The sequence below is a fragment of the Neokomagataea anthophila genome (assembly GCF_018122595.1).
Taxonomy (GTDB): Bacteria; Pseudomonadota; Alphaproteobacteria; order Acetobacterales; family Acetobacteraceae; genus Gluconobacter; species Gluconobacter anthophilus.
Map to the genome: position 1 here is coordinate 364,718 of NZ_JAGRQH010000001.1, position 24,973 is coordinate 389,690.

The window sequence follows — 24,973 nt, forward strand, 5'->3', positions numbered from 1 at the left end:
AATGCTCTCCTATAAGGGCATCAATATGGCACAGCTTGAATCAGAACCTGAGCCAAAGCAAAAGGCGCATCATCGCTCAAACTCACGAAGAGTTGCGCCTGTTTTCCCTGTGGCACCAAACGCTGTAACGCGCGCTCAGCCCCACCTGACAACACCAACTCCGGCGCGCCCGCAGCGCTATTCACCACACCGATATCTTGAAAACTTACACCTTGAGCAAAACCTGTACCAAGCGCCTTCACACAAGCCTCTTTCGCTGCCCAACGCTTTGCGTAACTTCCCATACGGGCCGCGCCAGACAGGCGGTCAGCATGTTTGCGCTCAGCTTCAGTAAAAACACGGTCGACAAAACGATCACCAAAACGCGTAATCGCGGTTTCGATCCGCTCGATCATGCACAGATCTGTCCCAATACCCACAATCACGTTGTAATGCCTTACGCTTTCGCCCGCTCAACTTGCATAACACCCACAGCCGTGCGGAATGCTGCAATCAAAGACGATAAGTGCCTCAAATCGCGCACTTCCAAATCAACCAAGACTTCCATGAAATCGAGCTGACGATTCACAATACGCAAATTCACCACGCTACCCGCATGCTTGGCAGCCACATTCGTCAAAGTCGCAAGAATAGTCGGCTCATTGGTCGCTACAACAGACAAACGTGCCGTGTGCGGTGCCGCGTCCTTACGGCTACCAAGCGCATCATAATCCCAGTCAACATCTAAGAAACGCTCAGGCGTGTCCACATAGCTCGACAAGTTTCGACAGCTCTTACGATGTATCGAAATACCCTTACTTTGCGCGATGATCCCAACAATCTGATCACCCGGAAGCGGACGACAGCACCCAGCAAAGCTAACCGCAATACCGCGCCCAACCCCGGTCACGATATTACCCGATGACACCTGAGAGGTACGCGCACCACTTTGAGGCGACGTCAATGTCTGCCCAAAACGTGGCGAGAGGCCCGGCACCATACGCGGCGCACGCGCCGTCTGACGCAACTCTGGATAAGCCGCGTTCACAACATCTTTCGGCCCAATTTGGCCCTGCCCAACAGCAACACTCAAATCTTCGACCGAAGCGTAACGAAGGTCCTTCAATAGGCTCTCTAGAACCTTTTCTGAACCATCCACCCCTTCCTGACGGAAGGCCTTAGCAATGCTGGCACGACCATTATCAAGATTAATCTGGCGTTGCTGTGCTGCAATAAAGCGCCGAATACGCGCACGCGCCTTGCCCGTAACAACAAAACGTTCCCATGACGGCGACGGTGTACCACCACGCGCCGTCATGATCTCAACCTGATCCCCGTTTTGCAATTCATGGCGCAAGGGCATCAAACGCCCATTGACCTTCGCACCAACACAACGATCCCCCACTTGACTATGCACTGCATAAGCAAAGTCAATCGGCGTCGCACCGCTGGGAAGTGAAATCAATTGCCCCTTAGGAGTGAAGCAAAAAACTTGGTCCTGATACAGTTCCAGCTTCGTATTTTCGAGGAACTCATCCGGTGCCTGACTATCTTCCAAGATCTCCAAAAGATCCTGAACCCAACGCAGCTTACGCGTATGTGCACCAAAAGCAGATGATAGTGCTGCAGCTTCCCGCTCACTAGGGGTCGCATCTTCTTTATATGCCCAATGCGAAGCAACACCATTTTCCGCCAAATCATGCATTTGCGGCGTACGGATTTGCACTTCAATTTTTTGATTGCGCGGGTGCCGTAGCGTCACCCCAGTATGCAAACTTTGATACCCGTTTGCTTTTGGTGTGGAAATATAATCCTTAAAACGCCCCGCAATCACCGGAAACGCACCATGTATCGCGCCTAATGCCATGTAACACGCATCACGCGTTGGCACGACAATACGAAACGCCATAATATCCGAAAGCTGTTCAAACGCCACATTACGGCGCTGCATCTTAGCCCAGATCGAATGAGGAGATTTTTCTCGACCGGATACTTCAACCTGCTCAATGCCCGCTTCACGACACAAAGCAATCAGTTCACGGCGCACATGTTCAACAACATCTGCCCCTTGACCGCGCAGAAAGTTCAAGCGTGCACGGATTGTCGCATCAGCTTCTGGCTCAAGCTGAGCAAAGGCGAGATTTTGTAGCTCCGTTTTAACACGATCCATACCAATACGCTCAGCGAGTGGCGCATAAATATCCATCGTTTCGCGTGAAATACGCTGACGGCGGTCCAACCTCTGCACATAATGCAATGTCCGCATATTATGCAGACGGTCCGCCAATTTCACAATCAACACGCGAATATCGCGTGACATCGCCAACACCAGCTTACGGAAATTCTCCGCCTGCTTGGTACGGTCTGACTGTAGCTCTAGCCGTGTAAGCTTCGTGACCCCATCAACAAGGGAGGCCACATCTTCCCCAAACTGCTCCTGCAAGGAACGACACGATACACCGGTATCTTCTACCGTATCATGCAGCAAACCAACCATGATGGACGTAATATCCATCCGAAAACCGGCTAGAATATTCGCAACAGCAATGGGGTGAGTGATATACGCATCGCCATTATCACGGCGCTGCCCATCATGGGCATCGGCCGCCACATCATAAGCGGCCTCAACACGTGCAATATCAGCACTAGCATCATACGCCACGATACGACGAATGACACCATCAATTGGCGGCTTAAAGTCACCACAGGCCCCACCGGGGGTTTTTGCCTCACGCGGTGGACGACCTGCTTTTTTTTCTTCTGCTGGAGGAAGGGTGTCAGCCATTACATCTCACCCCTCACCCATGAGCATTACAAAGCAAAAGCTTAGAAGCGCCCGCGACCACCAAGCTCTGCCTCAACAGCAGCACTGTCAGAAGACATATGCGCCTGCTCTTCTTCTGAAGACACATCTTGAAGACCAAAAATATTTTGATCCGTAGGAATGATGTCCATCACTTCTTCATCAACAGGCTCTGGATCGGGCGCACGTGCCAGTGAACGAACAATACGGTCTTGCAGAGTAGACAATTCGACCTTGTCTTCCGCAATCTCACGCAGAGCTACAACTGGATTCTTGTCGTTGTCACGATCAACATGCATTTCTTCGCCGCGTGACAAACCACGCGCACGTTGTGCGGCCAACAAAACCAAATCGAATCGGTTAGGCACCTTCTCGATGCAGTCTTCTACGGTTACGCGCGCCATGAGGCTGTCCCCTTCGGGTCGAAATAATTAATATACAACTTTGGAAGATTCAGCGTATAGCATAATGGCCACAGCGTTGCAATCCGGCGCGAGATGGCCCACATCCCACAGAATGAAATACGACTTTACACCAGCACCGTGCAACTTTCCTCAAACACGCAACGTTCAGAAAGTTGGACACTTATTTTAACCGCATTGTCACGATTCTGCCGCAAGCGGCGAATATGAGCCCACATTCTCAGTACAAAATGGATTGTCTAAAATCATGTTTTTAAAACCAGCAGAACGCACAGCCCTCTTCATTGATGGTGCCAGCCTCTATCATGCGGCAAAAAACCTTGGCTTCGACGTTGACTTCCGTAGTCTGCGCGATCTTTTCGAGAAGCGCAGCCTCTTCCGCCGCGCTTACTATTACGCCGCCATCCCAGACACCGACGAATACTCCCCTCTACGCCCTTTGACCGACTGGCTCGCCTATAACGGCTTTCATTTAGTACTGAAAACCGCACGCGAGTTTACGGATCATTCAGGAAGACGCCGTATTAAAGGCAATATGGATGTCGAACTGGCCGTAGATCTTCTGGAACAAGCGCCTAATCTGGACCACGCTGTCATTATCAGCGGGGATGCGGACCTACGCCGTGCGGTTGAGGCCGTACAATCTCGTGGTGTACGTGTTTCTGTGATTTCTTCAACGCGTTCCACCCCCCCGATGATCAGTGATGACCTGCGCCGCCAGGCAGATCGCTTCATCGAATTGGCCGAAATTGCTCCAGAATTCACACGACGCAGCGCAGAACCGCGCCCTCGTCAGGCTCCTATTCGTCATCCTGCCGATATTAATAGCGACGAAACTCTTCCGACATGACCTTTGCGTTCCCTTCCGAGACTATCCATTCTTCTTTTCTGGCTCCTTCGGAAGGGAGCCCTCCTTCTACCCCCCTCTCTCCCCCTTCGATACTCATCGTCCATGTTGATCAGACCCTCTCACGGGCCTGCTTAAAAGATCTTTTCGAAGCACGCGGCCTGCGGTTCTCCGCACAGAATGGTGATGGCTTTCGCCCTTATGCATGCTTTTCTCAAGCAAGCGCCGCCATCCAAGCCACCATCGCCCAACCCGACCGCTTGAATACTGCCAAACAAACGCTGCAGCACGAGCTCAGAACCTTGCACGGCCTACAACTGGTCATTGCCATCGGCGTCAGTGCCCACATTACCCTGATGGATGCCTGCGGCATTACGCTCAACCGACAGACCTTTCACCCCAACGCGATTACGCGCCTACCAGATGGCCTATTGGTCGCGCATCTCCCTGCACCCACCATCCAAAAAAGCCGTAACCACTTCACACGGATGACCGCAGCGCTCGATGCACTCTTGCCAGATATAGAACACGCCCTCGCACTACATGCTTAAAAAATTATGCTTCACACCCTAGATACGATGACAAAAAATATTCCTCACCCCATTCACATTGCCACGTAGAGAACAAATATGCATTCAGCCCTTCACCATGCAGGGCTGATACACTCACTGCCTAAAGAGGTTTTTACATGCCCAACCCAACAATTGGTTTCATTGGCTACGGCGCCATGGCCCAACCCATGGGCAAAAACCTCCAGAAAGCGGGCTATACGGTCCTAGCCTACACACCCTCAGGCCGTATCACCGGCGCAACACCACTTCCCTCGCCACGGGCCATTGCTGAGCAAGCTGACATTATCATTCTCTGCGTACCCAATGATGCCGCAGAACAAGCCTCCCTGCATGGCGAAAACGGACTTCTCGCAGGGCTGAACCCAGACAAACTCGTGCTCGACACCTCAACTGTCTCCCCAGATCAAGCAGATGCACTCGCCAAGCTTGCACACGAACACGGCTTCGCCCTGCTCGACGCCCCTATGTCAGGCAGCACACCAGAAGCTGAAAAAGGCGAGCTTATCATGCTGGTCGGCGGCACCGCAGAAACCGTTGAGCGTGCACGTCCCATACTAGATGTCATTGGCAAAATCACCATTCACGCAGGCCCTGCCGGTAGTGCTGCACGCCTCAAACTCGTCGTGAATGGCATTATGGGGGCAACGCTCAACGTCATTTCTGAAGGGGTCAGCTATGGCCTTTCTGCAGGAATTAAGCGGCATGTCCTATTCGAAACACTCCAAAACCTCGCCGTTATTAGCCCGCACCACAAACGCAAGCTGACCATGGCAGAGAATAAAAGTTTCCCATCCCAATTTCCCACACGCCTCATGTCCAAAGACATGGGCCTTCTCATGGAGGCCGGCCGAAAAGCTGGTGCGTTCATGCCGGCTATGGCTGTTGCTGACCAAGCTCTTGCCCTCAGCAACAATAACCACTCAGATGAAGATTACGCTGCACTGATCGGTGCGATGGAACGCAGCGTTGCAAACATCGCGCATAAGTGACATCGGTGAGCATGACGGTTCGCTATACGCATTGTAGCATGCGGGCCGACACGCTTTTTAATGCCCCTTCCTTTTCCTCAAGGAGCACATATCATGGCTTTCGAACTTCCTTCCCTACCTTACGCCGCCAACGCACTTGCTGACGCTGGCATGTGCCAGGAAACCCTGGAACTGCACCACGGCAAGCATCATCAGGCTTATGTCACAGCCCTGAATGGCTTCGTTGAAAAGAATGAAGAGCTCGCAGGCAAATCGCTCGAGGAAATCATTGTTCTCTCGCACGATTCTGCTGACATGGCGCCGATCTTCAACAATGCGGGCCAACATTGGAACCACATTCTGTTCTGGCAGAATCTGTCACCTGCTGGCGGCAAGATCCCAACAGCGCTGGAAAGCAAGCTGAACGAAGATTTCGGTTCAGTTGATGCCTTCAAAGCAGCCTTCAAGCAAGCTGCCACCACACAGTTCGGCTCAGGCTGGGCATGGCTGGTTCTGAATGGTGAAGGCAAACTCGTCGTCACCAAGACCCCAAATGGCAGCAACCCACTGGCTGAAGGCCAAGGCAAGACCCTTCTGGGTCTCGATGTTTGGGAGCACGCTTATTACCTCGACTTCCGTAACCGTCGCCCAGATTACGTATCAAACTACCTCGACAAGCTGGCGAATTACGAATTCGCAGAAGCTGTGCTGAAATCCGCTTAATCACGGGCTACACACATAAAAAAGCTCCGCAGACTATTCTGCGGAGCTTTTTTGTACCTAATCTTCTGCTGACATAACGCCAGACATCAAGCCTTTTGTTCGCGTGACAGAACCGTCGTGATGGTGCTGCGTACAATCTTAACCCGCACACCTTGAGCGATCTCTACATCAACTTCATCGCTGCCTTCACGCGTCGCCTGAACAACACCGATCACACCACCTGCCGTCACAATACGGTCACCACGGCGCAAGCTATTTTGCTCTTCTTTCAACTTGCGCTGACGCGCTTGCTGCGGACGGATCAGCAGAAAATACATCACCACGAAAATCAGAACCATCGGGGCGAATTGAATAAATTGTGGGTTAGCAAACACATTTTGCATGATCAAAGTTCCATCTTGAGTGAAGCGTGAAGGGACCATATCGTTCCCGGACCGCGCGTCAAGCGCCGCACTCTATTGAATAAAGCTTTACCATGACCGACCCCGCCCTCCTCACTGCCCTAACCCGTATTGCCGATAGCCTTGAGCGCATGGCCCCAAAGCCCGCTCGTGCTGATGCTTTGGACAAAGCCGATGTACATTATTGGGACGGAGCAACCGAAAGCCTTCACCCTATTACAAACCCTTCTGGCGTTCCCCTGCGGCTACTGCGCGGCCTTGACCGACAGATTGCTCCCGTTCTGGCCAATACACGTCATTTTGCGCGCGGTTTTCCTGCCAATAACGTCATGCTCTGGGGGGCGCGCGGCATGGGGAAATCATCCCTTGTAAAAGCCGCCCTAACGGCCATTAATACTGAACAACGTGAACGCGGCGAAGCGCCACTCGCACTCATCGAAATCCCACGTGATGCTCTCGCATCACTCCCGCGCCTCCTCGCACTTCTGCGCCAAACGCCCCGCCGGTGTATTTTATTCTGTGATGATCTTTCTTTTGAAAGCCAAGACGCCGATTATAAATCACTCAAATCTGTCCTAGACGGTGGCGTCGCCGGTCGCCCTGACAACGTCTTGCTGTATGCGACCTCAAACCGTCGACACCTCATGCCACGCGACATGATCGAAAATGAAACAGGAAGCGCAATTAACCCCTCAGAAGCCATCGAAGAAAAAGTCTCCCTTTCTGACCGCTTTGGATTATGGATTGGTCTCTATGGCGCCACACAAGACGACTACCTCGCCATCGTAAACGCCTATGCTACAGACCGAAAACTCCCCATCGACACTGAAGAACTACGCCGCCGCGCACTTCAATGGGCGATGGCACGCGGTAGCCGATCAGGACGCGTGGCTGCTCAATTTATTGATAATCTCTCGGCAGAATTATCTGCTTAACAGAGGCGCGGCCTTCCCCCAAAAAAACGAGGCTAGCCGCACATAACCTTACACTTTCCGGCCCCAGAAATGGGCCGGAAAGATATCGTCAACTACAGACCTTAGAACTGAGCAGCAACACTGCCAAAATACTGACGCGGTGCGGCCACGAACAGATTAGCATTATCATCACCAGAGACAGCTGCAGCGCCATATACGCCACCAATATAATTCTGGTTGAACAAATTCGTTACACCAAAAGTTGCCTTCAGATTTTCAGCAAAACCAATACGACCAAAATCGTAACTCGCCGTCAGCGTTGAAGACCAATACGCCGGAATCTTCTCATCATTTGTATAGGTCATATAACGTGACCCCACATAATTCGTGTTGAAGTTCACCGTCGCTTTTTTCCACGTATAAGTCACATCGGCCTTATACATATACTTCGGATAATAAACCTGCTGCTTACCCTTAATGCTGATCGTGCTCCCAGCATAAGGCAAGCTATCTTGCTGATAACGCGCGTCATTCCAGCTAAAACTATTCGTAATCGCCAAGCCCGGGATCGGACGAATAGTGCCCAGAACATCCGCACCATTCACACTTTCACGCCCAACATTCAGATAAGCATTATACGTATTATTCACCGGACCACTGGAAATCGCCGCTAAACGATTGAAATAATCCGTATGATAATAATCAACACTACCTGCAAAATACTGGCTGTTAAAACGATAACCAATCACATAATTCCACGTCCGCTCAGGGCGCAAAACAGACTTGCTCGCATCAAATACACTTTGTGCGCTGACTTTACTTGTACCAATATGAGACCACGCGCTCCCACTCGAAGACTGAGCACCATAATCATAAGCGCGCATGTTCTCAGCAACATCCACATAAATCTCATGATGCTCAAGGAAACGATAATCTACATTCACATGTGGCAAAAAGGCATTTGCCGCAGTCAAAGCACCATTAACGGGATGGCTATAATAGACCCCCCAATCCGACAATGAGCTCGAATTATCTTCTTTAGTGCCCCCATGCGTGCTTTGCACCAAAGAACGGAACCCAGCCGTAACCGTCAGATTTTTCAAGACCTTGTATGTATCTTGCAGGTAAAACTGGAACGTATTGGTGTTAAAAGCATCACGCCACCACGTTGTCCCATTCGTGAAATCTGACAACGACGCATGTGGGTAGTTAACGCCATCTTGATACATCATCATGGGGTATTGGAAGCGATTATTCTCGTACCAAATACCCGTTTTAATATCATTACGGCGGCCCGCCTGAATATCAAAACTCTGCACCACACCAAGTCGACGGGTATCAGGGTGCCCAACTTCAAGCACCATAGGCACCTGAGAATCTGGCGATATCAAAGACGGATTTGTCCCCGCATAATCACCATTAGAAATATGTGCATACGCAATAGTTTTCGACGTAATCCCAGGAGCCAGTTCAAAATCACCGGTCAATGCAGAGAGGTAATTCCGTTGAATCTGGGTGCCGTCATAAGCAAAATCACTGATTTCATCATTGGATAGAATACCAGCATAATTCGCAGGAACACCGCCATTTTGCGCATAATACGCATATTGCTTCGCCAATGCGTAATTTGGCTTCAGATAAATGCTGTCCTGCCCTAAGCGCTGCCACATATTTTTGGTGACCGAGAGGTAATTGTACTGGGCAAAATTTGAATAATCAAAAATAGCCGTAATTTTCCCGTGCTCACCAACAGGCTGAACAATTTTTGCATTGGCTTGAAGTTCAGATTGGTCTCCATAACCCTTCCATAAATCCTGAGCCGTCCGTGCAAAAGAAGCATAAAACTTCGTACCCGTCTGATTCAGAATCCCACTGTCCACACGCGCAAACGTACGGAAACCATGATTACTCCCGAAGAGTTGGCTCAAACGCCCACCAGCATGATCCGTCGGATCGCTGCTCGCAAACGTCATGGCGCCGCCCAATGTCTGCGCCGATGGCGTGTCCAATGCACCAGCCCCCTGCGAAAGGGTTAAGCTGGAGATATTCTCCTGAATTTCAGCCTGATCAACGCCAAGACCATTCCAATTATGAAAACCTTGCCCACCCATTGGAATACCATCCAACGTCGCGCCAAGTTGAGTCTGATTAAAACCACGGACATACAATGTATTCGCCACGGTATCGAGACCAAAGGCATCATCCGATGTAAACAATGCCCCCGGTGTCGTTTGCGCCAAAATCGCTACGGGGCTCGTGCCCGCAACGAAATGATCCATTGTCTGGCGAGAAACCACTTCCACCGCATTATGCGATGCCGTACGCCGCACGCTCACAGTCAGCGTTTCATTTCCGGGAGCAACATGCGGCGCGGATTTCCGCATATGCACCGCAGGAGCGCTGATTTTCTTCACACCAACGGTCTGCGTCGATTTGGTTTTCCCATCCGTATGCCGTGCAGCTTCCGCATACGAGAAACCCGTCAAAACAGCTCCAGCCGCCACAGTTGAAAGAAGAAGGCGCAGTCTCATGATCACATCCGCTTAATTTAACTAATTATTTTCGGTGAAAATGAATTCACCTATATCGATACGATTAATTTTAAATTACATTAAAATAAGCGTTATACAAGCACTCTTTACACAAACTTTGTAACGAAAGCCCAATTTCGTTTCATATATGTCACGTTTTGATCTTTTTACAATATAAAAATAAAAAGGGCACAGCCAAGCTGTGCCCTTCGTTACCCGTACAGTTTTATGCTGGACTTAAAAACCAGCGCTAATCGTACCGTAAAACTGACGTACAGCACCACGTTCCATCGACTGATAATCACCTGTTGCAGGGTTATCATTCTCACCCATCGTTGCGATGTATTTAGTGTTAAACAGGTTATAAACGTTAAAGCTCGCTGTTACATCACGCAGGACACTCACATTGCCAAAGCGATAATCCAAGCCCGCATTCGCCAACCAATACCCCCCGATGGATGTATCATTCATAAAGCTATAATAGCGTCGGCCCAGATAGTTCGCATCAAAATGTGCCATTGCTCCGTGCCAAGCATAGGAGACCGAAGCCTTATACATCCATGCCGGGTAATTAACGATCTTCTTACCTGCTAGCGCGTAATAGCCACCCGTGGTCTGAACATCACGATCATAAGTTCCTTTATTGTAGGAAATATTATTATCAATCGTCAGTCCCGGAAGCGGCGTTAACGCTACATCACCGGTTGCACCGGTCATGGATACCTTACCGAAATCAATCACTTGCGAAATAGGGTTTGTTAAAGACCCCACAGCCGCAGCCAAAACCGGATGCAGCAACTTCGCATGGTACACCGTCGCATTCGCCTGTAGGAATGAAGACGTGTAACGATACCCCCCCAAATAAACCCAAGCTTTAGAAGGCTTCAGCTCTTTGCGTTGCGCCAAAAACGTATCTTGATCTTGTACCGAGTACACCGAATTAGCCACACCATAAGCGGACACCTCATACGCCCGCATATTCTCCGCCACATCGACATAAAACTCATGATGACGATTCACATGCCAATCCAAGTTCACATGCGGCAAGAACGCATCAGAAGCCGTCAATGACCCATTGGGCAATGCTGTAGCATCCGTATAGCTCTGATTATTATAATTAGCCCCACCAGATGTCGTCGCCACCATGGACTTGAAGCCTGCATGCAGAACAAGCCCCTGTGCTAGGCGAATACTATCCTGCAAATGGGTTTGCACTACATTGGTGTTCCACTGGAAACCATAACCTTGCTGAAAAGCCGGGCCATAAACATCATACGGGCCAACAGCCTGCAATGGCGCACCCTGCCCTAAAGCAGGTTCATTATAACTGAACAGCCCCGCAGCTTGGTTATTATTCTCATACCAAACGCCACCTTCCAACGTATGGCGACCAATCCGGTAGCGTAAGGATGTATCCACACCATAACGCTCTTGGCGGTTCTGCCATACAATTTCAGAGAGCGGCGCACCCGTTCCCGGAGAAGGCGTCGTATTATCCGTGTAGCTATAATAACCTGTCTGGCTATGGCCGTAGACCGTCGTGTTCCACGTCAGTGCATCAGACAAGGCCAAGTCAAAATGCAAGCCGCCCATATAGTTGGTCTCAGCTTGCCCACCATCATAACGCGCAATCTGTGATCCCGGTATACCCGGCACACCAGCATAGCCCGCCGGAACGGCACCACCATTTGCGATATTATAAGCCAGAGCATAATTCGGATACAGGTTGGGCGTCCGCCAGCCATCTTGCTGCAAAATGCCAACCGATGTATCCGGGTAATTCCACTGCGTCAGGCCCGACCAGTTAAAAAACGCAGACATACGGCTTTGCGTACCGATCGGCTGCACCAGCTTAGCATCAACCTGCTGCATGAACTGGTCTTTACCACCGCCCATCCACATACCTTCATCCGTACGCGCATAGGATGTGAACAACTTGGTACCACTCGAATTCAGCTTACCCGAATCCAACCGGACATAGGTGCGGTACGAATCATAACTCCCGAAAGACTGGCTAATCTTTCCACCGCGCCGATCACTCGGGTCACTCGATGTCACCTGAATCGTGCCGCCCAGCGTATTCGTTGACGGCAACTCAACAGACCCTGCCCCCTGAGACATACGCAAAGACTGCATATCGTCTGGGATAATAGCCGAAGCAAGACTTAACCCATTCACAGACTGATAGGTTTGATCGTTCAATGGCACGCCATCAACCGTCACGCCCATCTGGTTCATGAAAAAGCCGCGCACATAAAGATTCGCACCAAAACTATCGATGCCGAATGGATCCGTGGAGGTGAAATTTACACCCGCATCACGGCTCAACATTCGGTATGGACTCGTCCCCGGCACAAATTGGCGCATCACAGCCTTAGAAACAGATTGCTCAGCATCCTGCCCTGTACGTGTCCGCCCGACGACTGAAACACTTTCTTCACTCGTTGCATTCAATGCATGCGCATGACGCACCACTGTATGTGCTTTTTCTGCCGTATTAACGGACTGAGGCGCATGAACAGGGGCGGCTTGATGACCCGTTTTATGAGCAGCATTCTGCTTCACCGCAGCAGAAGCCACACACGGCATCGTCAACAACGCAACGGAAGACAAAAGACACAGTTTCAATCGCACGTTTTTTCCGGGCTCCTGATCACATATTTCCAAGTAAAGCTGCCCTGCATTATCAAGGCTTCGAACCAAAAGAGGGTGGCCACTTTTACGGTTCCTAATTTGAGGCGAAACCCGTCATTAAAACGAATGACATTTCAATGACATGCACCGATTGTTGTTTTAAAGTCTCACGTTGCCATTATAACACACACTATACAGCATATAAAACTTTCAGAATGAAAGATTTGCCTGTTATCCTGACGGGATAAAGTAACTGCATCGTTTACTCAGCTTCTGCTCACTCCTCCTGATGCTACGAGACACATGACACCGGAACTCCTGATCGACGATCTCATTTTACGCCCGCTTTCATTACAGGATGCTCCGGCCGTACACCGCTTGATCAATGACTGGAGCGTGGTGCGCATGCTCAGTCGCCTTCCTTTTCCTTATCCGCGTGACCTTGCAGATCAATGGATCGCCAGCGTCATTGCCGATAGTCAAAGTGGTACAGCTTATCATTTCGCCATTACACGTGCAGGCACTCTTCTTGGCGTAGTCGGAGTAACCATCACGAAGCCTCAACACAGTGCAACGTTAGGCTACTGGATTGGTCCCACTTTATGGGGACAGGGTATCACCACACGCGCCACGCAGCGCGTCACCGAATGGGCTTTCACTGTCCTCAAACTCAAACGCATGACAGCCGATGTAAGCGTGGATAACCCGGCATCAGCTGCCGTTTTACGCAAAAATGGCTTCCAAGAAATTGGTCAATCCACACGTCGATTCGTCTCACGCGGGCAAGAATGTCCCATCACCCTTTTTGAACGAACAGAAGCCACCCTACCCACGCCAGTAATGCCCAAAGCACCGCTGCCCGCCGATACAGCACAGGCCGACACCCCAACCAGCACAGCACTACCGGCACCACCAGCCAAAACCCGCACCTTGCTCGTCGTAGCAGCAGCCCTCATCAATCAAGATGGACAAATTTTGCTCGCACGCCGCCCCGAAGGCAAACCACTCGCAGGTTTATGGGAGTTCCCCGGCGGGAAAGTAGAATCGGACGAATCGCCAGAACGCGCTCTCATTCGAGAAATGGAAGAAGAACTCGGCATAGACCTCAAAGGGGCCTGCCTCTCTCCCTTTACTTTTGTCAGCGCAGATGTCGGCGCCCGACACTTACTCATGCCACTCTATGTGGTACGGCGCTGGCGTGGGCAACCCCGCGGCAAAGAAGGCCAAGAACTGGCATGGGTCGATGCAAAAGATCTGCACACATACCCTATGCCAGACCCTGACGTCCCTTTGATCCCATTACTACGGGAATTATTGGGGTGATACTCTCACCCCAATAACCTTACAGAGCGAACTGACGTTGCGCCAAACCCGGCACATCCGTGCGGAATGCATAGATTGAACCAGCCTGCTCCTCACGCGCCAATGCTTCCGCAGACAGCCCCTTACGCGCTGTCGTCACGTACACAGTCCGCAGGTCATCACCACCAAACGTAATTTTCGTGACGTTCGAAACCGGCATTGCAATCGGCTCAAGCTGCGTACCATCTGGCCGGAAACGCAAAATCTTGCTGCCACCCCACACGCCAGACCAAACCGTCCCTTCACTATCCGTCACAATCCCGTCCGGATAACCCTCCGTCAACGTGGCAAAAACACGCTCATTCGACAGCTCACCAGCATCATCCACGTCGAAAGCATAAATGCGCTGCTCAGGGCTATCACACACATACAACACTTTACCGCATGGTGAGACGGTCGGACCATTTGAGACCGTGTAACCTTCATCATGATGGGTCACTTCCAGACCTTTTTCACCACGCAGAACACGATAGATTGAACCCGTCGGATGCGTTTCACCGTTGTCCATGGTGCCAAACCAAATACGGCCTTTTGCATCAACACAACCGTCATTCAGACGGTTGCCCGGATGCTCTGGCTCAACAACAGTATCCACTGAAAAACCACCCGTTTTCGGATCAAAACGGTGCAAACCATCACGTAAGCCCGCTAGGAACGTACCCCCTGCTACCGGCAGAAGAAAACCAATCCGATCAGGGGCCGTCCACACCGTACGCTCACCCGTTGATGGCACAAAGCGGTGTACTTTTTCTTCTACAATATCAACGAAATACAGAGCATTTTCGGCCGCGCTCCAAACAGGGCCTTCCGCCAAAGTCGCACGGATATCGTAAACACAAATTGGGTCGTGATGCTTCAACGTGGTCATGGCAATCCTGTCCAAAGAATGGAATAGAGTAGAAGAGTACATACTCTCAACGCACCCTAACAGGCATCAGACCATGCTTCAAAATATCCCGTCACCCAAAACAGCCTGCCTGCTGATTATCGGTAACGAAATTCTTTCTGGACGCACACAAGATGCCAATACACGCACGTTAGCACTTGCCCTTAACCAGCATGGTATTCGCCTATTAGAAGTGCGGATTATCCCTGATATCGAAGAGCATATTGTAACAACCGTCACAGCATGCCGGGAGAATTTTGATTTTATTTTCACCAGCGGCGGCATCGGGCCAACACATGATGATATTACGGCTGCCTGCATCGCAAAATCGTTTAACGTCTCACTCGTAAAGCACCAAGAAAGCTTCACGGCACTTGAAGAGTATTTCGGGACAGAACGTTTTAATACCGCTCGCCAGCGTATGGCCTATCTTCCCGAAGGGGCCGTTCCTATCGCTGATCCTGTCGCTATCGCTCCCGGCTTTATTATCGAAAACGTACACGTCCTCGCGGGCGTACCCAAGATTTTCACAGCTACAATTGCAGCGCTGATTCCTACCCTACCACAAGGCACAGCCCTCAGCATGACAGGATGGCACGCATACGGCCTACGCGAAGGCGACTTCGCTGCAAACCTCACCACAATTCAAGAAAATTTTCCGCAACTGGATATCGGCTCATATCCCTATGAACACCCTGAAAACGGGAAAGGCGTCGCACTTATCGTCAAAGGGTATCATGCAGAGCAGGTCCAAGACGCAGCAAGAATACTGCATGACCTGATCATCACGCAGGGACAAACCCCGCTAGCCGGCGAACCTTAACCGACCATAACAATCACTGCCGATCTGTAAGGCTGTTTCTTTTTTCACCACAATAAAAAGATGAAGGGCATTTTGTGCCCATCATAAAGCGCATACTGCGTACCGAAAAACACAGTAAGCAGCGGCACAGAGGCGGCTTCTATAAGGCCGCCTCCAACGCCACAAACCACTTAATTAATTCAACGCACCACGCGTCATCGCTAAGAACTTATCACGCCGCTTTTGAAGCAAAGCCGCACTGTTCAGTGCTGTAAGCTCTTCCAGTTCTTCAGCAATCGCATCACCGACAGCCTGCACAGCATCTTCCGGCGCACGCTGCGCACCGCCTACTGGCTCCGTCACGATACGATCAATCAGACCCAGTTTTTTCAGATCCTGCGCGGTCAACTTCAACGCTTCAGCCGCCGCTGGGGCCAGCTTCGGATCACGCCACAGAATCGAAGCTGCAGCTTCCGGCGAAATCACAGAATAAATCGAATGTTCAAGCATCATAACGCGATCGCCCGCGCCAATAGCAATTGCACCACCAGAGCCACCTTCACCGATGACAACCGCAATTAACGGCACAGGCGCTTGCAAACACACATCAATAGAGCGGGCGATGGCTTGAGCCTGGCCGCGTTCTTCCGCATCAATACCGGGCCAGGCCCCTGCCGTATCAATAAAGCTGAGAATCGGCAGCCCGAAACGCCCTGCCATCTCCACCAAACGTTGTGCTTTACGGTACCCTTCCGGACGAGCCATGCCGAAATTGTGCTTCAAGCGCGTTTCCGTATCGTGCCCACGCTCCGTACCGACCACGACCACGGGCTGACCACGAAAACGCGCAAGGCCACCAATCATGGCCTCGTCGTTTGCAAATGCCCGATCACCCGCAAGCGGCGTGAAATCTGTGGTCAATAAGCGAACATAGTCCAGCGTTTTCGGACGTTGTGCATGCCGAGCCACCTGCACTTTTTGCAGTGGCGTCAGCTTGCTATACGTCGTCCGAAGTTGCTTCTCTGCCTTGTCAGACAGACGAGCAATCTCGTCCGCAATGTCGATACCGCCAGCATTGCTGGCACCTGCATTCGGCTCTTCGCTGCCCATTTGACGAAGCTCGTCAATTTTGGTCTCCAGCTCGGCAACCGATTTCTCGAAATCTAGGAATTGGCGCATAGCTTGCCCGATAGCACGGAGACGCCCCAGAAAACAGCCCCAAAGCGTCTTACGATGTTACAGCCGCTAACGGATGATGGGCCGAGACCAATTGACGCAAGCGTTCTGCCATCACCTGCGTATAGATTTGCGTGGTCGCTATATCTGCATGCCCCAAAAGCATCTGTAACGCACGTAAATCCGCACCGCGTGCCAAAAGATGACTCGCAAAAGAATGCCGCAAAACATGCGGACTGACCCGTTCTGGATCAATCTCTGCCTTCACGGCACAAGCATACAAAATTTTATCAAAACCCTGTCGCGTCAAAGGCTTCGCTGGATTCCGCCCCGGAAACAAATAAAGACTTCCCAAACCTCTATCATAATGCACCAGCGCATCCGCAGCATCACGCGCCGCTTGCGATAAAGGTACGAGGCGCTCACGCCCCCCCTTACCACGTACCAACAACATCGGCCCTTTCGCCTGCACACAGGTAGCAGGCAACGCCAAAAGCTCCGAAATACGAAGCCCCGTCGTGTATAAAAGCTCTAAAGCCGCGCGCGAAACCAGATCACGGCGTTCATCGTCATGACCAACCGTACCGTGCTCTAAAAGCCGTCGAATCTCGTCTTCAGCCAATGGCCTTGGCAAAGTAGCTGACACTTTAGGAGCAATTTGCCGCGCCGTTGGGTCATCTTCCCGCACGGATTCAAGCATTAAGAAACGATAATACTGCCGCAGACACGATAACCGGCGCGCCGAAGTCCGGGCAGACAGCTTTTGCTTCGATAAAGACGCCAAATACGCTGCAATGTCTGACGCTGTCGCCTTCTCCAACCGAGTTGGAGCGACAAACCCTTCGGCATCGGCCAAATCCGCCGCATAGGCCACGCGCGTCAATTTTGCCGCCCCACGCTCTGAGGCCAGCATTTCCAAAAACGCGTCTATATACCGATCATCAGACACCACAGCGCTGCATTAACTTAATGCGCAACCACACCTTGGCCCGGCAATGCTTTCGGCGCTGGCAAAGTCGGCAATGGCGTTGATGGCCCCATAGCAGACGCAGCACTCGCTGGATTCGCGGTCATAGGTGCAGGCACAGCAACCATAGGCACACCACTAACCGACGGAACAGGCGCCAAAGACGGCAGCGGCGTACCCGATTCTTTCACCACAAAGGCTGAAACTGGCAAAATTTTATGCACATTGCTCTGTGCTGGCGCACTCTGGTCAAACCCAAGGCGTAAGAAACCACCACCACCGATGACAACCACAGCCAAGAAAGCAATGCCCGCAATCAACGGCAGGCGGGACGAACGGTCAAAACCGGGCATATTTAGAGTACTCTCAGCAGTACAGAGGGGACGACTTGCCCTTCCTATGCTATGCAACGCACCATGTCATCATCGTCTTCTTACCTTCATCCCGCCTCACTGACGCTACCTGCTTCCACGATGCACCGCATTCCACAACGCACCATCGTTTTGATCGGCATGATGGGTGTTGGGAAAACGACCATTGGCCGCCGCCTCGCTCAGCTTCTCGGCCGCCGCTTTGTCGATGCTGATGCCGAGATTGAACGGGCAGCAGGCTGTAGCATTACAGAAATTTTTGAACGCCATGGCGAAGCTTTTTTTCGCAATGGTGAACGACGCGTCATTACACGCCTCCTTGATGGTGCGCCCTGCGTTTTGGCCACGGGCGGCGGGGCATGGATGAACAAAGAAACGCGCAGCCGAATCCGCCAACGCGGCCTTTCTGTATGGTTACGCGCGCCAATCCCCGTCCTCTTGAAACGCGTGCATGGCCGTCACGGTCGTCCACTTCTTGCAACGGGCAACCCACATGAAATTCTCAGCAATTTAGCTGAACAACGACATCCCGTTTATGCGGAAGCAGACCTTATTGTAGATTGTGGAGATGAAACGGTGGAACAAGGCGTCGAAAAACTGCATGTGGCTCTCACAACATGGCAGCCACCAGAGAAAGTACACGTCGCACTTCAAAACCACGCTTATGATGTGCTGATCGGCAAAGACTTGATCGAACGTGCAGGACGTTGGTTAGCACCGCTTCTGCCACAAAAGCGCGCTGTCATTATTACAGATGAGCATGTTGCAACACTGCACCTTTCACGACTCGAGGCTGCACTAGCCGAAACAGAGATTCGCTTTGACACACTCCACGTTCCCCAAGGAGAAGGTAGCAAATCACTCTCACATTATAGTGATCTCATAACCCGCGTACTCGCCCTCGGCATCGAACGTCACACCACCATCATTGCCTTTGGCGGCGGCGTCGTGGGCGATTTGGCCGGTTTTATTGCCGCTACAGCGCTCCGCGGCCTCCCTTTTGTACAAATCCCCACAACACTTCTTTCACAAGTCGATAGTTCCGTAGGGGGGAAAACGGGTATCAACTCTCCTTCCGGCAAGAATCTGATCGGTGCATTTCATCAGCCTATTTCCGTTCTAGCCGATAGCTCTGTCCTCGCAACACTACCGCGCCGCGAACGCGTCGCAGGCTATGCGGAAATCCTCAAAGCTGGTCTCATCAGTGACCCAGAACTATTTGCGTGGTGTGAAACGCATGGCGCACGCGTTTTGGACGGTGACCCACAAATTGTAGCCGAAGCCGTCAAACGCGCATGCGCTTTCAAAGCCAAAGTCGTCGCTCATGACGAACGAGAGGTTGCTGCACAAAATGGGCGTGCATTACTCAATTTAGGCCATACATTCGGCCATGCTATCGAAGCAGAAATGGGCTATAATGGCCGTCTTCTACATGGTGAAGCTGTGTCTATTGGGCTTCACATGGCTATGCGCCTTTCTGTAGAACTTGGTTACGCTAAAAATAGTGACCTTGATCGATTAGATACTCATTTAAAAACACTTAATATGCCCCTGAGTATTCGCGCTTTAAGCAATCATTTTTCAGCAACGACACTCATAAACAACATGATGCGCGACAAGAAAATGAAAAATGGCAAAATTGCGTTTATTTTATTACGAGGAATTGGCAAAGCATTTACAAACAGTGACGTCTCCCTCGATCAGGTTAAAACTCTCTTAGAAGAAGAAGGCTGTGCACCATAATATTTCTCTATTCATGCTTCATAAGATGAAAGAAGGTATTGATTTTTATTAATATTTTTATCTGATCATAAAAAATTAAAGTATGGTGCTCTCTGCTCTCTTCAGCTAAGGCAAAATACGCAGCGCAATTATATTGTGTCGGAGTCGGAATAAACTGTGACCAAAAACACACAACCTCCGCTCCTATAGCGCCCAACCTACCCTAGATCACTTGGTGAAGGGGAACTTACGGCTCTATATGCACTTATGCATCGCGCTGGGTCAGTTAGTCCAAGACAGGAAACTGATGGACTGGCTGCTCGAACGTTAAGTCACGAAAGAGGACGAAAACATGCGTCTCCGCACGGCACTCCTTGCCATGACATCGATGGTGGCGGCACCGTCGCTCGCTATGGCAAGCACGATCACCGGCCCATACGTCGATCTCGGCGGCGGCTACAACTTGGTTCAGACACAGCACGGCTCGTTCTCACCAACGACGCAAGCTGATGGCTCTTCCTACAATGGCAGCACCAATTCCGCTTTCCGTCATAAAGACGGTTTCACGGGCTTCGGCTCAGTAGGTTACGGCTTCGGTAACGGCCTGCGCGCCGAAATCGAGGGTGTATACAACTACTCCCAGCTGAACCACCGCAACTTCACGGCAGCTCCTGGCGCAACGTCCGGTTCTGACCAGTCTTACGGCGGTTTCGTCAACGTCCTGTATGACATTGACCTGTCTCAGTTCGGCCTGAACTCACCAGTAACGCCATATGTTGGTGTCGGTGCAGGTTACCTGTGGCAGCACCTGAACCCAACAACGACGTCCTACACGAACGGCGCAGTTAACCGCATCGGCGGCACAAACAGCGGCTTCGCGTACCAGGGCATCGTCGGTGCAGCTTACGACATCCCAAGCGTACCAGGCCTGGCTCTGACGACGGAATACCGTTTCATTGGTCAGCAGTTCTCAAACGGTTCCTTCAGCTCAACGTCGTACAACACGACGGGCCGCCACACAGGCAACCTGAACTTCGACCCACGCTTCTCGCACCAGTTCATCCTGGGCCTGCGTTATGCGTTCGATACGGCTCCTCCTCCTCCGCCACCAGCACCAGTTGTTGTACCGCCTGCGCCTCAGCCAGCTCGTACATACCTGGTATTCTTCGACTGGGATAAGGCTGACCTGACGGGCCGCGCTCGTGAGATCGTTGCTACGGCAGCTCAAGCTTCTACGCACGTTCAAACAACGCGCATCGAAGTTAACGGCTACACCGATAACTCTGCAGCTCGCCCAGGCGCAGCTGGCCAGAAGTACAACATGGGTCTGTCCCTGCGTCGTGCAAATGCTGTGAAGGCTGAGCTGGTACGTGATGGCGTTCCTGCTGCAGCTGTCGACATCCACGGCTTCGGTGAGCAGAACCCACTGGTTCCAACGGGTCCAAACACTCGTGAGCCTCAGAACCGTCGCGTAGAAATCATCCTGAAGTAATTCAGGGCGAGAGCCACGCGTATCGCACCGGAACCTCGGTTTCGGTGTCGGTTCCACGTTAAGGCGTCCTTCGGGGCGCCTTTTCTGTTTCTAAGCACCGTACATATAAAACCTTTATGAATGCCCTTCGAGGATTTTCATAAACCTGCTTAAAAAGCAGATATTTTTCCTGCATGGGATCGCCTCGTGGCTCGGTTTTCCATTCGTATTCCGCTCTATTGTCAGCAATTTCTACGTTTCGGAGCTGTCGGGAGCCTTGGCCTTCTCGTTGATTGCGCCAGCGTCACGCTCCTACGCCCCATTCTCAAGCTCACGCTTGCTACGCTTTGCGCCTATTTTATTGCCGCAAGCGGAAACTGGCTGCTCAACCGCCTTTGGACATTCCGAGAAACCTCCGCACAACAGCCACTAATCGTACAATGGTTGCGTTTCCTCGCAGCAAATAGCATCGGCTTTTTGTTTAATCGCGGCGCGGTATTTAGTCTGTACGCAGTATGGCCAATAACCCGACACCACCCCGCGATTGCCCTCGCAATCGGCGCGGCCTGCGGCATGATAGCGAACTTTAATCTCTCAAAACGCCTCGTTTTTCATAGCTCCACACCAAAAACTATCCCCCCCAAATAGATCAAGACACACACCAACCCGCTCCCCCCTCCAAACTCTCTTAAACACTCCTTTACGGTACGCATTTCCAAGAGCGTCACAATCGTCTAGGAGAAACAGACATTTTCTTGCCGTTTTTTCGGAATTGCGCGCGCTCATGACCAGTACAAACGATATCCGCTCAGCTTTCCTTGAGTATTTTGCCTCCCATGGCCACCGCATCGTTCCTTCGGCCCCTCTCGTGCCGCAGAACGATCCAACGCTTCTGTTCACGAATGCGGGTATGGTGCCATTCAAAAACCTGTTCACAGGCCAAGAAACACGCTCCTACAAACGTGCAACCTCAGCACAAAAGGTCGTGCGCGCAGGCGGCAAGCATAATGACCTCGACAATGTCGGGTACACAGCACGCCATCACACCTTCTTTGAAATGATGGGCAATTTCAGCTTTGGTGACTACTTCAAGGCTGATGCCATTGAGTTTGCATGGAATCTACTCACCAAGGGCTTTAACCTGCCCAAAGAAAAACTGCTGGCCACTGTCTACGCTGACGATGAAGAAGCAGCAGGCCTATGGCGTAAAATCGCAGGCCTGAGCGACGATAAAATCATCCGTATCGGCACAGCGGATAATTTCTGGCGTATGGGTGACACAGGCCCTTGCGGTCCATGTTCCGAAATTTTCTTTGACCATGGGGATAGCGTCTTCGGTGGCCCTCCAGGTAGCCCGGACGAAGATGGTGATCGCTTCGTCGAAATCTGGAACCTCGTGTTCATGCAGTTCTTTGAAGAACCTGCTGGCGTTCGTAACCCACTCCCACGCCCTTCTATCGATACGGGTATGGGCCTGGAACGCTTTGCTGCGATTCTCCAAGGAAAGCGCGACAACTACGATACAGATACAATGCGCGCACTCATTGAGGCTTCGGCTGATGCGCTACACCAAGATCCTGATGGCCCCTTCAAGTCCAGCCACCGCGTCGTCGCTGATCACCTGCGTTCAACAGCCTTCCTGATTGCTGACGGCGTTCTGCCCTCCAAAGATGGCCGTGGCTATGTTCTGCGCCGTATCATGCGCCGTGCCATGCGCCACCTACACATGATGGGCGCGAAAGAGCCAGTTTTCTACCGCCTCCTCCCCGCTCTCATTCGTCAAATGGGCGCCGCCTACCCTGAACTCGTTCAGCATCAAGCTCTCATCGCTGAAACTATGAAGGGTGAAGAAGAACGCTTCACCGCCCTTCTGGAACGCGGCCTGACGCTTCTCTCCGATGAAGTATCTCGCCTTGGTGAGAAAGAAGCTCTTCCGGGTAACGTCGCCTTCCGCTTGTACGACACATTCGGCTTCCCATTGGATCTGACACAAGACGCATTGCGTGAGCAAAATCGTACTGTTGACGAGCAAGGCTTTGAAGCCGCCATGTCCGAGCAACGCGCACGTGCACGCGCTGCATGGACAGGCTCAGGTGACGCAGCAGCAGAAACCATTTGGTTTGACGCACGTGATAAGCACGGCGCGAGCGAATTCCTCGGCTACACATCCGAAAAAGCTGACGCCGAAATCCAAGCTATTTACAAAGGTTCCGATGAACTCGCGGAAGCGTCTACTTCCGATGAGACCGTTGCGTTCCTCCTCAACCAAACACCGTTTTATGGTGAAAGCGGCGGTCAGGTTGGGGATCACGGCACGCTCACCGCATCGGGTCTCACCATTGAAATTACCGATACGCAAAAGCGTAATGGAGATCTTCTCGTCCATTACGGCCGCGTCGTTGAAGGCACCGCAAAACCGGGCATGGCGGTCCATGCAGAACTCGACCATACGCGCCGTACGGCCATTCGTGGCCATCACTCTGCAACACATTTGCTGCATGAAGCCCTACGCCGTCAGGTCGGCAATCACGTCACACAAAAAGGCAGTTTAAACGCGCCTGAACGACTGCGTTTTGACATCAGCCAGCCACGCCCGCTCACACAAGACGAACTGATTGCTGTTGAGGCCGAAGTCAACGAGCGCATTCGTGAAAATGCACCTGTTGAAACACGCCTCATGACACAAGAACAGGCCGTCGCTGAAGGCGCCATGGCACTCTTCGGTGAAAAATACGGTGATGAAGTCCGCGTTGTCTCTATGGGCAAAGGCGATGACGCCCGTCATGCTTATTCTATCGAACTTTGTGGCGGCACACATGTTCAACGCCTGGGTGAAATTGGTACCTTCCGTATCGTCTCGGAAACAGGCGTTTCAGCCGGTGTACGTCGTATTGAAGCGGTGTGTGGCCTCGCCGCAGAGAATCTCGCTCTCGAAACAGAAGCACGCCTAAAAGATATCGCTGACCTTCTCAAAGTGCCGGTAAGCGATGCGACCTCACGCGTTGCCGCTTTGTTGGAAGAGCGTAAGGCCCTGAATAACCAAATCTCAGAGCTACAACGCCGCTTAGCCACGGGCGGTGCTGCCGAATCCAACGAGACCATCAATGGAATCACGCTCAGCGCACGCAACCTTGGGGATGTCAGCCCGAAAGAGCTGAAGAGCTTGGCCGAAGAAATCACCAAACAAATCGGCTCTGGCGTCGTGGCTCTGATGTCTGCGGCAGATGGGCGCGGCAGCATCGTAATCGCCGTGACCAAGGATCTGTCCGAGCGCTTTAACGCCGTGACCTTAGTGCGTGAGGCTTCTGCTCTTATGGGTGGAAAAGGCGGCGGCGGCCGACCAGATATGGCGCAAGCTGGTGGCCCGAATGCTGATTCGGATGCTGTGTTTGCTATGCTGAGAAAAACCCTCGAAGGGTAAA

The 24,973-nt window shown here is 51.8% G+C and carries 21 protein-coding genes; 11 read left to right on the forward strand and 10 right to left on the reverse strand.

Going from position 1 to position 24,973, the window contains the following annotated elements; all coding sequences use genetic code 11:
- Positions 1–20 precede the first annotated feature (20 nt).
- Genes acpS through rpoZ form a run of 3 tightly spaced genes read right to left on the reverse strand, consistent with a single transcriptional unit; the run spans position 21 to position 3,186 of the window.
- Complete coding sequence (gene acpS / locus KB213_RS01630; RefSeq protein WP_068172467.1) at positions 21–425, reverse strand: holo-ACP synthase; 405 nt, start codon at positions 423–425, stop codon at positions 21–23.
- An 11-nt stretch (positions 426–436) separates the two neighbouring features.
- Positions 437–2,764 (reverse strand): RelA/SpoT family protein, encoded by a 2,328-nt coding sequence (locus tag KB213_RS01635; protein ID WP_211680267.1) that lies wholly within the window; start codon positions 2,762–2,764, stop codon positions 437–439.
- A 41-nt stretch (positions 2,765–2,805) separates the two neighbouring features.
- A complete protein-coding gene (gene rpoZ / locus KB213_RS01640) occupies positions 2,806–3,186 on the reverse strand; it encodes a DNA-directed RNA polymerase subunit omega (protein WP_211680269.1) in 381 nt (126 codons plus the stop codon).
- A gap of 265 nt (positions 3,187–3,451) precedes the next feature.
- Here rpoZ and KB213_RS01645 point away from each other — a divergent pair, with 265 nt between their 5' ends.
- The 4 genes from KB213_RS01645 to KB213_RS01660 all read left to right on the forward strand — a co-directional run bounded on the left by KB213_RS01645 (position 3,452) and on the right by KB213_RS01660 (position 6,314).
- Positions 3,452–4,054, forward strand: a complete 603-nt coding sequence (locus KB213_RS01645) for a LabA-like NYN domain-containing protein (RefSeq protein ID WP_211680271.1) — start codon at positions 3,452–3,454, stop codon at positions 4,052–4,054.
- Positions 4,051–4,602 carry a uracil-DNA glycosylase family protein gene (locus tag KB213_RS01650; protein ID WP_211680273.1) on the forward strand — a complete coding sequence of 184 codons (552 nt, stop codon included), beginning with the start codon at positions 4,051–4,053 and terminating at the stop codon, positions 4,600–4,602. The genes KB213_RS01645 and KB213_RS01650 overlap by 4 nt, the downstream gene beginning before the upstream one ends.
- Before the next feature lie 137 nt (positions 4,603–4,739).
- The gene (locus KB213_RS01655; RefSeq protein WP_211680275.1) at positions 4,740–5,612 is read left to right on the forward strand and encodes an NAD(P)-dependent oxidoreductase; all 873 of its coding nucleotides are present in this window, start codon (positions 4,740–4,742) and stop codon (positions 5,610–5,612) included.
- A gap of 93 nt (positions 5,613–5,705) precedes the next feature.
- The gene (locus KB213_RS01660) at positions 5,706–6,314 is read left to right on the forward strand and encodes a superoxide dismutase (RefSeq protein WP_211680278.1); all 609 of its coding nucleotides are present in this window, start codon (positions 5,706–5,708) and stop codon (positions 6,312–6,314) included.
- Positions 6,315–6,400: 86 nt separating this feature from the next.
- On the opposite strand, the gene yajC is transcribed toward KB213_RS01660, so the two are convergent.
- Positions 6,401–6,697, reverse strand: coding sequence for a preprotein translocase subunit YajC (gene yajC, locus KB213_RS01665; RefSeq protein WP_245642308.1), 297 nt, complete (start codon positions 6,695–6,697; stop codon positions 6,401–6,403).
- A 92-nt stretch (positions 6,698–6,789) separates the two neighbouring features.
- Here yajC and KB213_RS01670 point away from each other — a divergent pair, with 92 nt between their 5' ends.
- Complete coding sequence (locus tag KB213_RS01670) at positions 6,790–7,650, forward strand: ATP-binding protein (protein ID WP_211680280.1); 861 nt, start codon at positions 6,790–6,792, stop codon at positions 7,648–7,650.
- 101 nt (positions 7,651–7,751) lie between these two features.
- Here KB213_RS01670 and KB213_RS01675 read toward each other — a convergent pair whose 3' ends face one another.
- Positions 7,752–10,160, reverse strand: a complete 2,409-nt coding sequence (locus tag KB213_RS01675) for a TonB-dependent receptor domain-containing protein (RefSeq protein WP_211680282.1) — start codon at positions 10,158–10,160, stop codon at positions 7,752–7,754.
- Positions 10,161–10,397: 237 nt separating this feature from the next.
- On the reverse strand, positions 10,398–12,749 hold the full coding sequence (locus tag KB213_RS01680) for a TonB-dependent receptor (RefSeq protein ID WP_211680561.1): 2,352 nt from the start codon (positions 12,747–12,749) through the stop codon (positions 10,398–10,400).
- Positions 12,750–13,097: 348 nt separating this feature from the next.
- On the opposite strand from KB213_RS01680, the gene KB213_RS01685 reads away from it, so the two are divergent.
- The gene (locus KB213_RS01685; protein WP_211680284.1) at positions 13,098–14,117 is read left to right on the forward strand and encodes a bifunctional GNAT family N-acetyltransferase/(deoxy)nucleoside triphosphate pyrophosphohydrolase; all 1,020 of its coding nucleotides are present in this window, start codon (positions 13,098–13,100) and stop codon (positions 14,115–14,117) included.
- A 19-nt stretch (positions 14,118–14,136) separates the two neighbouring features.
- Here the strand turns inward: KB213_RS01685 and KB213_RS01690 are convergent, their stop codons facing one another.
- Positions 14,137–15,024 carry an SMP-30/gluconolactonase/LRE family protein gene (locus KB213_RS01690; RefSeq protein ID WP_211680286.1) on the reverse strand — a complete coding sequence of 296 codons (888 nt, stop codon included), beginning with the start codon at positions 15,022–15,024 and terminating at the stop codon, positions 14,137–14,139.
- A gap of 73 nt (positions 15,025–15,097) precedes the next feature.
- On the opposite strand from KB213_RS01690, the gene KB213_RS01695 reads away from it, so the two are divergent.
- Positions 15,098–15,865, forward strand: a complete 768-nt coding sequence (locus KB213_RS01695) for a competence/damage-inducible protein A (RefSeq protein WP_211680288.1) — start codon at positions 15,098–15,100, stop codon at positions 15,863–15,865.
- A 174-nt stretch (positions 15,866–16,039) separates the two neighbouring features.
- On the opposite strand, the gene KB213_RS01700 is transcribed toward KB213_RS01695, so the two are convergent.
- From KB213_RS01700 to KB213_RS01710, 3 genes are read right to left on the reverse strand one after another with little or no spacing between them, the layout of a single operon-like run.
- Positions 16,040–17,023 carry an acetyl-CoA carboxylase carboxyltransferase subunit alpha gene (locus tag KB213_RS01700; RefSeq protein WP_068170120.1) on the reverse strand — a complete coding sequence of 328 codons (984 nt, stop codon included), beginning with the start codon at positions 17,021–17,023 and terminating at the stop codon, positions 16,040–16,042.
- A gap of 49 nt (positions 17,024–17,072) precedes the next feature.
- Positions 17,073–17,969, reverse strand: a complete 897-nt coding sequence (locus KB213_RS01705) for a tyrosine recombinase (RefSeq protein WP_211680290.1) — start codon at positions 17,967–17,969, stop codon at positions 17,073–17,075.
- Between the two features lie 17 nt (positions 17,970–17,986).
- Positions 17,987–18,340 (reverse strand): hypothetical protein, encoded by a 354-nt coding sequence (locus KB213_RS01710; RefSeq protein ID WP_211680292.1) that lies wholly within the window; start codon positions 18,338–18,340, stop codon positions 17,987–17,989.
- Positions 18,341–18,460: 120 nt separating this feature from the next.
- Between KB213_RS01710 and aroB the strand changes: the two genes are divergently transcribed.
- From aroB to alaS, 4 genes are all read left to right on the forward strand, one after another.
- Positions 18,461–20,101, forward strand: a complete 1,641-nt coding sequence (aroB, locus tag KB213_RS01715) for a 3-dehydroquinate synthase (protein ID WP_408903706.1) — start codon at positions 18,461–18,463, stop codon at positions 20,099–20,101.
- A gap of 331 nt (positions 20,102–20,432) precedes the next feature.
- Positions 20,433–21,572: an OmpA family protein gene (locus KB213_RS01720; protein WP_211680296.1), complete on the forward strand. Its 1,140-nt coding sequence runs from the start codon at positions 20,433–20,435 to the stop codon at positions 21,570–21,572.
- 186 nt (positions 21,573–21,758) lie between these two features.
- Positions 21,759–22,199 (forward strand): GtrA family protein, encoded by a 441-nt coding sequence (locus KB213_RS01725; RefSeq protein WP_211680298.1) that lies wholly within the window; start codon positions 21,759–21,761, stop codon positions 22,197–22,199.
- 136 nt (positions 22,200–22,335) lie between these two features.
- Entirely contained in the window at positions 22,336–24,972 is a 2,637-nt protein-coding gene (gene alaS, locus KB213_RS01730; RefSeq protein WP_211680300.1) for an alanine--tRNA ligase, read from the forward strand.
- Position 24,973 lies beyond the last annotated feature (1 nt).

Bases quoted from the DNA above. Each gene is read 5' to 3' on its own strand.
- aroB (WP_408903706.1), top strand. From the start codon at position 18,461: ATGCACCGCATTCCACAACGCACCATCGTTTTGATCGGCATGATGGGT.
- KB213_RS01655 (WP_211680275.1), top strand. From the start codon at position 4,740: ATGCCCAACCCAACAATTGGTTTCATTGGCTACGGCGCCATGGCCCAA.
- KB213_RS01685 (WP_211680284.1), top strand. From the start codon at position 13,098: ATGACACCGGAACTCCTGATCGACGATCTCATTTTACGCCCGCTTTCA.
- KB213_RS01695 (WP_211680288.1), top strand. From the start codon at position 15,098: ATGCTTCAAAATATCCCGTCACCCAAAACAGCCTGCCTGCTGATTATC.
- KB213_RS01720 (WP_211680296.1), top strand. From the start codon at position 20,433: ATGCGTCTCCGCACGGCACTCCTTGCCATGACATCGATGGTGGCGGCA.
- yajC (WP_245642308.1), bottom strand. From the start codon at position 6,697: ATGCAAAATGTGTTTGCTAACCCACAATTTATTCAATTCGCCCCGATG.
- KB213_RS01645 (WP_211680271.1), top strand. From the start codon at position 3,452: ATGTTTTTAAAACCAGCAGAACGCACAGCCCTCTTCATTGATGGTGCC.
- KB213_RS01635 (WP_211680267.1), bottom strand. From the start codon at position 2,764: ATGGCTGACACCCTTCCTCCAGCAGAAGAAAAAAAAGCAGGTCGTCCA.
- KB213_RS01650 (WP_211680273.1), top strand. From the start codon at position 4,051: ATGACCTTTGCGTTCCCTTCCGAGACTATCCATTCTTCTTTTCTGGCT.
- KB213_RS01680 (WP_211680561.1), bottom strand. From the start codon at position 12,749: ATGCCGTGTGTGGCTTCTGCTGCGGTGAAGCAGAATGCTGCTCATAAA.
- rpoZ (WP_211680269.1), bottom strand. From the start codon at position 3,186: ATGGCGCGCGTAACCGTAGAAGACTGCATCGAGAAGGTGCCTAACCGA.
- KB213_RS01670 (WP_211680280.1), top strand. From the start codon at position 6,790: ATGACCGACCCCGCCCTCCTCACTGCCCTAACCCGTATTGCCGATAGC.
- KB213_RS01690 (WP_211680286.1), bottom strand. From the start codon at position 15,024: ATGACCACGTTGAAGCATCACGACCCAATTTGTGTTTACGATATCCGT.
- alaS (WP_211680300.1), top strand. From the start codon at position 22,336: ATGACCAGTACAAACGATATCCGCTCAGCTTTCCTTGAGTATTTTGCC.
- KB213_RS01700 (WP_068170120.1), bottom strand. From the start codon at position 17,023: ATGCGCCAATTCCTAGATTTCGAGAAATCGGTTGCCGAGCTGGAGACC.
- KB213_RS01660 (WP_211680278.1), top strand. From the start codon at position 5,706: ATGGCTTTCGAACTTCCTTCCCTACCTTACGCCGCCAACGCACTTGCT.
- KB213_RS01710 (WP_211680292.1), bottom strand. From the start codon at position 18,340: ATGCCCGGTTTTGACCGTTCGTCCCGCCTGCCGTTGATTGCGGGCATT.
- KB213_RS01675 (WP_211680282.1), bottom strand. From the start codon at position 10,160: ATGAGACTGCGCCTTCTTCTTTCAACTGTGGCGGCTGGAGCTGTTTTG.